The organism is Vagococcus sp. CY52-2 (assembly GCF_022655055.1).
In the GTDB taxonomy this organism is placed as follows: Bacteria; Bacillota; Bacilli; order Lactobacillales; family Vagococcaceae; genus Vagococcus.
In genome coordinates, this window is sequence record NZ_CP093384.1 from 1,542,464 (window position 1) to 1,555,382 (window position 12,919).

Annotated in this window: 10 protein-coding genes; all 10 read right to left on the minus strand. The window is 34.9% G+C overall.

All coding sequences use genetic code 11. From position 1 onward, the window contains the following. Nucleotides 1–17 precede the first annotated feature (17 nt). Nucleotides 18–965, minus strand: coding sequence for an Mn/Fe ABC transporter substrate-binding lipoprotein EfaA (gene efaA / locus MN187_RS07460; protein ID WP_304466100.1), 948 nt, complete (start codon nt 963–965; stop codon nt 18–20). Beyond that, entirely contained in the window at nt 952–1,809 is an 858-nt protein-coding gene (locus MN187_RS07465) for a metal ABC transporter permease (protein WP_117973209.1), read from the minus strand. Before MN187_RS07465 ends, efaA begins: the two co-directional genes overlap by 14 nt. After that, nucleotides 1,809–2,591 carry a metal ABC transporter ATP-binding protein gene (locus tag MN187_RS07470; protein ID WP_233519182.1) on the minus strand — a complete coding sequence of 261 codons (783 nt, stop codon included), beginning with the start codon at nt 2,589–2,591 and terminating at the stop codon, nt 1,809–1,811. The genes MN187_RS07465 and MN187_RS07470 overlap by 1 nt, the downstream gene beginning before the upstream one ends. 377 nt (nt 2,592–2,968) lie before the next feature. Continuing rightward, complete coding sequence (locus MN187_RS07475) at nt 2,969–3,658, minus strand: CPBP family intramembrane glutamic endopeptidase (protein ID WP_071457402.1); 690 nt, start codon at nt 3,656–3,658, stop codon at nt 2,969–2,971. 85 nt (nt 3,659–3,743) lie between these two features. Further along, nucleotides 3,744–5,261, minus strand: coding sequence for a DUF1846 domain-containing protein (locus tag MN187_RS07480; protein ID WP_117973211.1), 1,518 nt, complete (start codon nt 5,259–5,261; stop codon nt 3,744–3,746). 276 nt (nt 5,262–5,537) lie between these two features. Then, a complete protein-coding gene (pyrG, locus tag MN187_RS07485; RefSeq protein ID WP_117973212.1) occupies nt 5,538–7,136 on the minus strand; it encodes a CTP synthase in 1,599 nt (532 codons plus the stop codon). Nucleotides 7,137–7,562: 426 nt separating this feature from the next. Then, nucleotides 7,563–8,729: a SulP family inorganic anion transporter gene (locus MN187_RS07490; protein ID WP_117973213.1), complete on the minus strand. Its 1,167-nt coding sequence runs from the start codon at nt 8,727–8,729 to the stop codon at nt 7,563–7,565. Between the two features lie 135 nt (nt 8,730–8,864). Further along, nucleotides 8,865–10,271: a dihydrolipoyl dehydrogenase gene (gene lpdA, locus MN187_RS07495; protein ID WP_117973214.1), complete on the minus strand. Its 1,407-nt coding sequence runs from the start codon at nt 10,269–10,271 to the stop codon at nt 8,865–8,867. A 12-nt stretch (nt 10,272–10,283) separates the two neighbouring features. Further along, complete coding sequence (locus tag MN187_RS07500) at nt 10,284–11,891, minus strand: dihydrolipoyllysine-residue acetyltransferase (protein WP_117973215.1); 1,608 nt, start codon at nt 11,889–11,891, stop codon at nt 10,284–10,286. A gap of 48 nt (nt 11,892–11,939) precedes the next feature. Continuing rightward, nucleotides 11,940–12,917: an alpha-ketoacid dehydrogenase subunit beta gene (locus tag MN187_RS07505; protein ID WP_242093733.1), complete on the minus strand. Its 978-nt coding sequence runs from the start codon at nt 12,915–12,917 to the stop codon at nt 11,940–11,942. Nucleotides 12,918–12,919 lie beyond the last annotated feature (2 nt).

Genomic DNA, 12,919 nt, shown 5'->3' on the forward strand with positions numbered 1-12,919 from the left:
AAATAGAGTGTTATTCGTTATTTCATTAATCCTTCATGAATGGTATCTAAATTCCATTTCAACATATCATAATAAGTGTCTCCTGTTTCACCTTTTTTTGCTAGTGAATCAGTAAATATCGTATCATAAATTGGAATACCTGTTTCTCGTGAGACAGTCTCCATACTGCGAGCATCCACACTTTGTTCAACAAATAGATTGGGCACTTTTGTTTGTTTAATCTTATCAATGATTTGACTCATCTGATCAGGTGTCCCTTGGTTTTCTGTGTTGATTTCCCAAATATACGCTGCATTCACCCCGTAAGCTTTAGAAAAATATTTAAATGCGCCCTCACTGGTTACAAGTAGATTTTTATCTTTTGGAATATCGGCAAATCGACTGGTATTTTCATTATGTAAGGCTTCTAGTTTTTCTGTATAAGCTTTGGCATTTTTTTCATAATCTTCTTTATGTTTCGCATCTTTCTCAACTAAAACATCCTTGATATTATTCACATAAGTGATACCATTTTTTAATGATAGCCAAGCATGAGGGTCTTGCTCACTTTCTTGCCCCTCACTCGTTAGATACATTGGCTCAACATTTTTACTGACAACAAAATAATCTTCATTTTCTTTTTTCTTACTTGTTTGCATTAATTTTAAGAACCAGCCATTGCCACCTGTTTCAAGATTCAACCCATTATAGAAAATCACATCCGCATCGGTTGATTTTGAGATATCCTCAGGAAGTGGCTCATATTCATGTGGGTCTGTACCCCTAGAAACAATACTGTGAACATCAACATGTTCCCCACCCACATTTTCAACCATATCTGCAATAATCGAATTCGTTGCTACTACTTTAAACTTATCATTCGCTGAATTTTTCTCTGTAGATGATTCTCCCGTTGAGCATCCAGCTAAAAAGAATACCATTAACCCTGCTATAAGACTTGATAAAATAAGACTAGACTTCTTCAATGACAACTTCCTCTTTTCTTTTAAAAATAAATCCTTGTTTTGGGGAAAATATAAACGCCATGATAAAAAATACAACAGTGGTCAGAACAATAGTGGCTCCTGAAGCTAAGTTATAGGAATAGCTAAAGAATAAGCCAATCACGGCACTAATGGCACCTAAACTACTAGCAAGCACAATCATCGTTGATAGCTTATCCGTTAACAGATAAGCTGTTGCAGCAGGTGTCACAAGCATAGCAACCACCAAAATAGTTCCTACTGTTTGTAGGGATGATACTGCAACAAGCGTTAAGAAAAACATTAACGCATAATGAATGACTTGAACTTTTAATCCATAGGCTTGTGCCATGACAGGATCAAATGAGCTGACTAATAATTCTTTATAAAATAAAACCACAAATAAAATGACCGCAACTGCAACAGCTAATGTTGTGTACATATCACTTGGTCTAACTGCTAAAACATTTCCAAATAAAATATGATATAAATCGGTCGAGCTTTCGGCAAATGAGATTAAAATAATCCCTAAAGCAAAAAATGAACTAAAGACAATCCCGATAGCTGTATCGTTTTTTAATTTACTTTTTTGTGTCACAAAACCAATCAATCCTGCTGCCATTATTCCAAAAATTGATGCTCCTATCATGTAGCTACCACCAAGCATATAAGACACCGCAACTCCAGGTAATACTGCATGAGAAATCGCATCTCCCATCAGAGACATTCCTCTTAAAATAATAAAGCTCCCAATCACACCTGATACAACACCTACGATGACAGACGTGATTAAGGCGTTTTGTAGAAAATCATATTTTACTAAACCTTCAATAAAATGTTGTATCATTAGTCATTCACTCCTTTAATTACAATTTCACCCATTGTTTCCCCGTAAGCTTGTTGGATTGTTGAGGTCGTAAATGTTTTTGATACTGGACCACTGGCGATTAACTTTTTATTTAAAATAATTAAGTTGTCAAAGTACTCTTTGGTTTTATGTAAATCATGATGAACAATCACAATTGTTTTTCCTTCATCTCTCAACTCTTGTAATAGTTCAACAATTAATTTTTCACTCACCATGTCAATCCCTACAAATGGTTCGTCTAAAAAGATAATATCTGCATCTTGTGTTAAAGCTCTTGCAATAAATACGCGTTGTAATTGTCCACCTGATAGATTTCCTATTTGTCGTTTAGCAAAGTTATCCATTTTTACTTTTTCAAGCGATTCTTTTACTTTTTGTCGATCCTCTTTTTTAGGTCGACGAAATAATCCTAAATTAGGATATGTGCCTAACAGGACCGTTTCATCAACTTTTATTGGAAAAGTTAAATCTATGACACTTCGTTGTTCAACGTAAGCCACTTTCTTTCTGATTAAATCAATGGACTGACCACCTATCGTGACACGACCACTGTCTGTTTTAATCAGTCCAATAATACTTTTTAAAAAAGTCGACTTACCTGCACCATTAGGTCCGATAATCCCTGTGATTTTTCCAGGCTCAATGGATAAACTGATATCTTCTAAAGCTACTTTAGCTTGATATGATACTGATATATGTTGTACATCTATTGGTTCATGAGTTAAATACTCATAAGACATTGTTAATGCTTCTTCTTGCATTTCTTTCACCTTTTCTGTTTTTTTGGATTAGTTTAAATATTTTTTAGGCTAACCTAAACTAAAAACTATTATAACAAATGAGAATCATTTTCACAACTCTATTGTTTATAAAAATACATAAAAAAATAGGCGACTATAACATACAGTCGCCTCAATAGATGTTTATTTAATTAAAAGAACCGCTTATATAAAAGAAATATATGCCTATCATAATAAAAATAATACTTATTATATATTGTTTAACCATGCTTGTATCTCTAAATAATAATAACCTAGTTTTAACCCACGATTGAGCTAATATACCAAAAATAATACCGATTGTAATCGCAATAAAACCTATTAGATGGTACGTCTCTTCCATTATGCTTACACCTTTCTTAACTAATTAACTTAACAATCACTAAAAATAAACTAGATAAAATAGCTGTACTATTAAACAATAAATGGGCAATAACTGGTACCCAAATATTTTTTGATAGCAAATACATTAAACCAAATACCAAACCAGCGAAAGCATACGGCATACTAGCTATAAAACTGCCACCAAAATTATAGTAATGAGAAAAACCAAATAATATACTAGATAAAATTAACATGATAGATACTAACATCTTATTAGATTTGTATACATACATACCTTCATAGCGATAAGTTATTTCTTCAACAAAGGCTACAATTAAATCAACTATACCAGCTAATACAGAAAACAAAAGTCCTAATGCTGTATTAATATCATAAGCATAACTATACACCGGATTTTTTGGAATAAATTGATTAAAAAACGGTCTAGTGATTTGAATAATAAATGAAACTAAAATTAATGTGATCACAACGTATAATATATGGCGCCATTTCATCTTTTTAAAGTCTTTCCATTGATGTGATAACATTTCTTTTTTTGTGTTGATATCTCTTAAAAATAAACCAATAAACCAAAATACTGAAATAAAAAAATAGATATAACCATTTGTCCCTGCTATCGTTCTTGACAAGGTTAATATTAACAATGTTCCTATAAAAATAATGATGACTGATATAAAAGATTTTCTCATACTACTGTCTTTCATTGTTCATTTCTCCCTTCAAAAAACAACAAGTAAACCTAACTTACATAGTGTATCTAGGTTTGCTTATTATTTCAAGTATTTACTTTTAGATATAGAAAAGATTTTCTGATGAAAAGACTGGGTCACTGGTCACATTTATGCCCAATTTTTTAAGAACCTGTTCATCATCTTTGTTCAGCATAACGGTTGAGTGTGCTTCAACTCCGTCAAGATTAGCCAATTGTTCATAAGCTAGTTGAGCTGTTGGGTTCGTTACAGCGCTTATTGATAACGCAATTAGGACTTCATTGGCGTTTAAAGCAGTCATTTTATTGCCTAATTCGTCCACTTTCATTTTTTGAATGGTTTCTAAAATAACAGGAGACAATAATAAAATGTCATCTGAAATATTAGCTAAACGTTTAATTGAGTTTAAAATAGCAGCAGCTGAGGCATCCATCAAATCTGATGTACGTCCTGTTACAATTTCTCCAGTTGATAATTCAAACGCCATAACTGACATTGGGTTAACAGCCTCTTCACCTTCAGTCATTTCTTTCAACTTGTCAGCATACTCTCTTGCAGGAAGTACTGGACGACGATCTTCTTTTTTAAGTTCCATCTCTTCCATAATAAGTTGAATACGATTAACCACGTCCTCGTCAACCATTCCACGTTTATAAAAACACTCTGTATCAAAGCAACGACGAATAATTTCTTCTTTTGAAGCTTCTTTAACCACATCATCATCGATTATACCAAAGCCAACTCGGTTTACACCCATATCTGTCGGCGATTTAAAGACTGACTCTTGGTTAGTGATTCGTTCAATAATTCGCTTAATAACTGGGAATGTTTCGATATCACGATTATAGTTAACTGCAACCTCACCATAGGCTTCAAAATGGAATGAATCAATCATGTTCACGTCTTTCAAATCCACAGTTGCCGCTTCATAGGCGATATTTAACGGGTGTTTTAATGGGATATTCCAAACTGGAAATGTTTCAAATTTTGAGTACCCTGCCACTCGTCCTAAACGATTTTCATGATAAATTTGGCTTAAACTTGTTGCCAATTTTCCACTACCAGCTCCTGGAGCCGTGATAACGACAATTGGTTTTGTTGTTGGTATATATGGGTTTTTTCCAAAGCCTTCATCACTGACTATTTGGTCAATGTTATATGGGTAACCGTCAATTGCTTCATGCGTATAAACTTTAATATTTCGTTTTTCTAATTTGTTAATAAAGATTTTCGTTGAAGGTTGGCCACTGTAACGTGTGATTAACACACTGTTAACAGATAAGCCATACTCATTAAACTCATCAATTGATTTTAAGATATCCATGTCATACGTGATGTTGTAATCACCGCGAATTTTATTGCGCTCAATATCTCCAGCATACACACAAATAATGACTTCTGCTTTATCTTTTAATTTTTGTAGTATTTTGATTTTTGAGTCTTCATCAAAACCTGGCAACACACGTTTTGCATGTTTATCGCCGATTAATTTACCACCAAACTCTAAATATAATTTATCATAATTATTTACACGTTCTAAAATAAATTTTGATTGCTCTTCAATGTATTTCTGAGAATCAAATCCTAGCTTTTTCATGGTTTTCCTCCTTAAAAGTTAGGATAAGTGGTAACATTACAACCAACAATGATTAACACTTAACTTAACTTTTTCTCTCATTTTTGTAACATATCTTGTGTCGTTTATCTGGATCATAAAAAATAATAAATTTTTACTCTTCTTTAGTACAATGTTAATCCTACTGCCCATTTAATAATTTATCCCTAAACTAATCATTACTATAATACATACATTATCATACTCATTTTTTATAATCTAAATATATCATGATAATATGTATTTTTTATTAACGTTCTAGTTATTTAAGCTAGCTCTAATAAATCCATTAAATAACGGATGACTTCTATTTGGACGTGATTTGAATTCGGGATGAAATTGACTTGCAACAAAGAAATCATTTGCTGGAATTTCAACTATTTCAACTAAACGATTGTCTGGTGAAACACCTGAAAAGACCATTCCCGCTTGTTCAAATGACTCACGAAATGCGTTATTAAATTCATAACGGTGGCGATGACGTTCACTGATTAACTCTTCACCATTATATAAGTTACGTGTTTTAGTGTCTGGTTTCAACTCACATGGATAAGCTCCTAGACGTAACGTTCCTCCCATATCTTCTACACTTTCTTGATCTAACATTAAATCAATGATGTTATAAGGCGTTTCTGGTGCAGTTTCTTTTGAATCTGCTCCTTCAAGCATCAAGACGTTTCTTGCAAATTCAACACAGGCCATTTGCATACCCAAACAAATACCTAAGAAGGGAATATTATGTTCTCTGGCGTAGCGGATCGCTTCGATTTTCCCTTCAATTCCTCGGTCGCCAAATCCACCTGGCACAAGAACACCGTCTACTGTTGATAAATAATCAGAGACATTTTCTTTTGTGACATTTTCTGATTGAATCCACTCAATTTCGATGTTTGTATCATGTTCATATCCAGCATGTTTTAATGCTTCCACAACTGATAAATAAGCATCAGGTAACTCAACATATTTCCCAACTAATGCAATACGTGTTTTGTATTTTAAGTTTAGCACGTGTTTTGCCATTTCTTGCCACTCTGCCATATCTGCTTTAGGCGCTTCAATCCCTAAATGATCACACACAATATCATCCAATCCTTGTGCTTCTAAATTTAATGGAATATCGTACAATGTTTTCACATCTCTTGATTCAATAACTGCTTCTTCAGGCACATCGCAAAATTGTGCTAACTTTTGTTTCATTTCTTGTGGCACTTCTTCTTCTGTTCTAACAACTAAAATATCTGGTTGAATCCCAAGACTACGTAATTCTTTCACACTATGTTGTGTCGGTTTGGTTTTCATTTCCCCTGCTGCTCTTAAATAAGGAATCAATGTTGTGTGGATATATAATACATTATCTTTACCAACATCTGCTTTCATCTGTCTTAGTGCTTCTAAAAATGGTAAAGACTCAATATCGCCAACTGTTCCACCGACTTCAGTGATAATCACATCTGCTTCATTTGTATCAGCTGCTGCCATCATTTTTTCTTTGATTTCATTGGTAATATGTGGGATTACTTGGACTGTCGCACCAAGATATTCTCCTTTTCTTTCTTTTCTGATTACCTCAGAATAAACTTTTCCTGTGGTCACATTTGAGTGTTGATTTAAATTAATATCTATAAATCGCTCATAATGACCTAAATCTAAATCTGTTTCTGCCCCATCTTCAGTGACGAATACCTCACCATGTTGGTAAGGACTCATTGTTCCAGGATCAATGTTAATATAGGGATCAAATTTTTGAATAGTTACATTCAATCCACGATTTTTTAATAATCGACCTAACGATGCTGCTACAATCCCTTTTCCAATTGAAGATACCACTCCACCTGTTACAAAAATGTACTTTGTCATAACATTCGCCTCTTTTCATATATTTCTTGGGGAAGATACTTTTATAAAAAACAAAGAAAAGCCCCCTATTCGTATGAATAAGGGAGCTTTCATTTAAGTCTATCTGCCTCTATTTTTCAAGAGTGCCCAAAAAGTATGATACAAGGGTTTTGATGTTTCGTCAAGAATTTAATTATGACATTCATATAATTTTCATATCTTCCCTAACTTTTTCATAACCATCACTATCTAAATTAATCTCTTCTTTCTATCAACTGGTGTTGTTCTATTTCTAATATATTAATTATAGTATGATAATCACAAACACAACGGGTTTCACATAATCCTCTTGCAAAATCAATGGATAATAACCAAACAAACTCTTTAGTTTTTTTACTTTTTCTCTCTGTGATATAAAAATTATGATGAGTTCTCATTGCCTTTTTACTATTTTTTATTTAATTTTGTCAATAATATAAGTAATCCATTTAATACGACACCACACAAAATCCCAATTGCTAAGTTTCCTGTGTAAACAATAACAACGACAGTGACTAACATCGCAGTACTTTCAATCATTTCCCATGATTTTACTAACTGTAAACTTTTCCAATCAAATGTATCCCCTGCAACTGTTATCATAATTCCAATCAAAGCTGCCGTTGGAATCACCATCATGAGTGAGTTTAAAACAAAAATGAACAGTAATAACGTCGTACCTGATACAAATGTTGACAAACGTGTCCGTCCACCTGATTTAACATTTATGACAGCTTGCCCTATCATCGCACATCCAGCTTGGCCACCAAATAATCCCGTAATAAAATTAGCCAGTCCTTGTGCTTTCACTTCACGTTTACTATCACTAGTTGAGTTTGTCATCTCATCTACTATAGGAACTGTTAATAGTGTTTCCATTAGTCCGATAAACGTTAATGAAATGGCTGTTGGTAAGATTATCCACAGTGTTTCTAAACTCATTGGTACAAGTGGTAAGCCAAATGATACATCAAGTGAGGACATATCTCCTAAATCACCAACAGTAAAGAAACTACCTTTAAAAACAAATGATAAGATAGTCATGACCGTAATAATAATAAGTGCTGGTGGCACAACTTTAATCACTTTGGGTAGTAAATATATGGCTAATATACTAACAATAACCATGACATAGCCAATCACATTTTGTTCAGGTAATTGTTGAACTTGTGCTAAAAAAATTGAAATCGCTAATCCATTAACAAAACCTATCATGACACTTTTAGGTATGTGTTTCATGATTTTATGAATATTCAAATAACCTAAAATAAATTGAAATATACCTGTTAATATGGTAGCAGCAATCATATAGTTTAGCCCATGCGACTGTACTAATCCTGCAATTACTAAAGCCATCGATCCGGCTGCAGCAGATACCATAGCAGGTCTACCACCAGTTAACGTAATGACTAATAAGGTAATAGCTGAAGCAAATAATGCCGACATTGGATGAACTCCTGCGATAATGGCAAACCCTATTACTTCAGGTAAAATTGCGACCGATGACACTAATCCAGCAAAAATATTTTCACGTGGGTTCCCTACCCACTCATTCTTTTTTATACTAAGTAACACCTTTTTCCCTCCCTTAATTCTTTTCCAAGAAAATTATCATAACATATACTTTTGAATAATACACGTTTAAAAAATAAAAAAGCACCTCTGAAAAGAGATGCTTTATACGTCCGAACAAACAATGCTTATTTAAAATTACATGTGAATTGGCATACCTAATGCTAACTCAGCTGTATCCATAACAGCTTCAGATAATGATGGATGTGAATGGATAGTTAAAGCGATATCTTCAGCATTCATTCCAGCTTCAACAGCTAAACCAATTTCTGCAATAATATCACTAGCACTAATACCAGCAACTTGTCCACCAACAATCACGTTGTCTTCTTTAGTTGTAACTAAACGTACAAATCCTTCAGTTTGGTTTAATGATAAAGCACGACCATTTCCACCTAATGAGAATTTAGATGCTTTCACGTTTAATCCAGCTTCTTTTGCTTCTTTTTCTGTCATACCAACAGTTGCCAATTCAGGATCTGTAAAGGCTACAGCTGGCATTGCACGATAATCAACTGCTACTGGTTCACCAGCAATGGCTTCTGCAGCAATTTTAGCTTCATAACTTGCTTTGTGAGCAAGTGCAGCTCCAGGAACGATGTCACCAATGGCAAAAATACTTTTCACGTTAGTGCGTCCTTGGTTATCAACTTTTACTAATCCACGATCAGTCATCTCAACGCCTAAGATTTCTAAACCTAAATCATCAGTGTTTGGACGACGACCTACAGTTACCATAACGTAATCTGCTTCAACTTTTTCTTCTTTACCGTCAACTTCATAAGTTACAGTCACGCTATCGCCATTGTCAACAGCTTCTTTAGCCATTGCTTTTGTGACAACTTTGATACCTTTGTTGTCAAATTCTTTTTCAACAAGTTTAACCATATCTTTTTCAAATGTTGGTAAAATTTGTGGTGAACCTTCTAAAATTGTTACTTCAGCACCTAGGTTAGCATATGCTCCACCTAATTCAGCACCGATAACGCCACCACCGACGATCACTAATTTTTTAGGCACTTCAGTTAAGCTTAATCCACCAGTTGAATCAATAACACGTCCGCCAAATTTAAATCCTTTAATTTCGATTGGACGACTACCAGTTGCAACAATAGCATGATTAAATGAATAAGTTTGCGCATGGTCACCATCGATAACACGTAACGTATTTTCATCAACGAAGAATGCTTCCCCACGGATAATTTCAACTTTATTTTTCTTAAGTAAGAATTCAACCCCACCAGTTAATTTTGAAACTACTTGGTTGTTTTTCCATTCTTGAGTTTTAGAAAAATCAAGTGACACATTATCAGCAGTTACACCAAAAATAGCTGAATGCATTGCTTCTTGATATTTATGTCCTGCACTAATTAGTGCTTTTGATGGAATACATCCGACGTTTAAACAAACGCCGCCAATGTATTCTTTTTCAATAATGGCTACTTTTTGACCCATTTGTGCTGCACGAATTGCGGCAACATATCCACCAGGTCCTGCACCAATTACTACTGTATCTAATTCTAATGCGAAATCTCCTACAACCATTAACTATTCACCTTATCCTTCCATTAATAATAATTCTGGATCAGCTAATAAACGTTTAATATTGTTCATTGCTTTTTGTGCTGTTGCTCCATCAACGATACGGTGGTCAAAGCTTAATGATAATTTCATCATTCTTCCAACAACAATTTCTCCATCTGCATTCACAACAGGCTGTTGTGTAATAGTCCCAACACCTAAGATAGCAACTTCTGGGTAGTTAATAACCGGTGTAAACCAGCCACCACCAACAGAACCAATATTACTAATTGTTACAGTACCATCACGCATATCAGCTGCAGTTAATTTACCTTCAGTAGCTAAAGCTGCTTTTTCGTTAATTTCATCTGCAATATCAAACATGCTCTTAGTGTTTGCTTGTTTAACGTTAGGTACATATAAACCATGATCAGTATCAGTTGCGATACCAATGTTATAGTAATGTTTGTAAACAATTTCGTTTGTTGCATCATCAATTGATGCATTTAATGTTGGGAATTTTTGCATAGTTGCAGTTAATGCTTTAACAACATATGGCAAGAAAGTTAATTTAGTATTTCTTGCTGCTGCAACATCTTTAAATTTCTTACGGTGATCCCATAATTTAGATACTTCAACATCATCATGTAATGTTACATGAGGAGCTGTATGTTTGCTGTTTACCATTGCTTTAGCAATTGCTTTACGTGTTGGAGTCATTTTTTCACGAACTTCAACTTCAGGCATACCAACAAATGGTGCTGCTGGTTTAGCAGTTTCTTTAGCTGGTGCAACAGCAACTTTTTCTTCAGATACAGCAACTTTTTCAGTTGATTGAGCTGCTGGTGCTGAACCAAAGTTATCAATATCAGATTTAACCACACGTCCACCTTTACCTGTTGGTGTTACTAACGTAATATCAACACCTTTAGCACGAGCATATTGACGTACTGATGGCATTGCTAATACACGAGCACTTGGTTTACCAGTTGGCTCACTTGGTGCTGCTGGTGTACTTGCAGTTGGAGCTGCAGCTGCTGGCGTTTCAGTAGCTGATGCACTTGTTGCAGGAGCATCGTTATGTCCTGGTGCATCAATTTCTACTAATACATCACCAACGTTTGCTACTGTTCCTTCTGGTACTAATACGTTAACGACTTTACCTGTTACAGGAGAAGGAATTTCTTCTACTGATTTATCATTTTGTACTTCTAACAATGTATCGTCTTCGTTGATTGTATCTCCAGCAGAAACAAACCATTTTACGATTTCACCTTCAGCAATACCTTCACCGATATCTGGTAATTTAAATTGGAACACGCCACCTGTGTTAGCTGCAGGAGCACTTGCTGCTGGTGCAGCTACTTCTTCAGCAGGAGCTACTGTTTCTTCTTCGTCTTCATGTCCTGGTGCGTCGATTTCAACTAACACGTCACCAACGTTTGCTACTGTTCCTTCTGATACAAGAACTTTTAATACTTTACCTGTTACAGGAGAAGGAATTTCTTCTACTGATTTATCATTTTGTACTTCTAATAACGTATCATCTTCGTTGATTGTGTCGCCTTCTTTAACAAACAATTTAACGATTTCGCCTTCTGCGATACCTTCACCAATGTCTGGTAATTTAAATTTAAAAGCCATCTGTTATTTTCTCTCCTTCTGTTGTGCATTCAGTTAATTTCAATTAAATTAGAATGAATGAATTTCTCTTACTTTTGCTTCGATATCTGATGCATTTGGTAACCATGCACCTTCTGCTTGACCAAATGGATATACTGTATCAGGTGCTGAAACACGTCCGATTGGTGCTTCTAAAGAAAGAACCGCTCTTTCTGAAATTTCTGAAACAACTTGAGCGCCAACTCCGGCTTGTCTTTGTGCTTCTTGAACGACTACAACACGTCCTATTTTTTCAACAGAGGCAATAATTGTATCCACATCCAATGGAGCAACTGTTCTTAAGTCAATGATTTCAACAGAGATGCCATCTTTTTCTAAAGCTTCTGCTGCTTTGATTGCTTCACGAACCATTGCTCCGTAAGTAATAACTGAAACATCTGTTCCTTCTCGTGTTACAGCTGCTTTATCTAAAGGAACGGTATAAGCTTCTTCTGGAACTTCTTCACGGAATGAACGGTATAATTTCATGTGTTCTAAGAAAACAACTGGATCGTTGTCACGAATAGCTGAAATTAATAATCCTTTTGCATCATATGGATTACTTGGAATAACCACACGTACACCTGGTGATTGAGCGATTAACCCTTCTAAGTTATCCGCATGCATTTCAGGTGTATGAACACCACCACCAAATGGGGCGCGGATTGTAACTGGAATATTACGAGTACCACTCATACGGTAACGAGTACGAGCCATTTGCCCGATAATTTCATCCATTACTTCAAATACGAAACCAAAGAATTGGATTTCTGCAACTGGACGGAAGTTTTCTAAAGCTAAACCGAATGCTAAACCACCGATACCTGACTCAGCTAATGGTGTATCGAATACACGATCCACACCAAATTTTTCTTGTAATCCTTCAGTGGCACGGAACACCCCACCGTTATTACCAACATCTTCACCAAATACTAATACATCTGGATTTGCTTCAAGTTCTATTGCTAAAGCATCTGTAATTGCTTGAATCATTGTTTTTTGTGCCATGA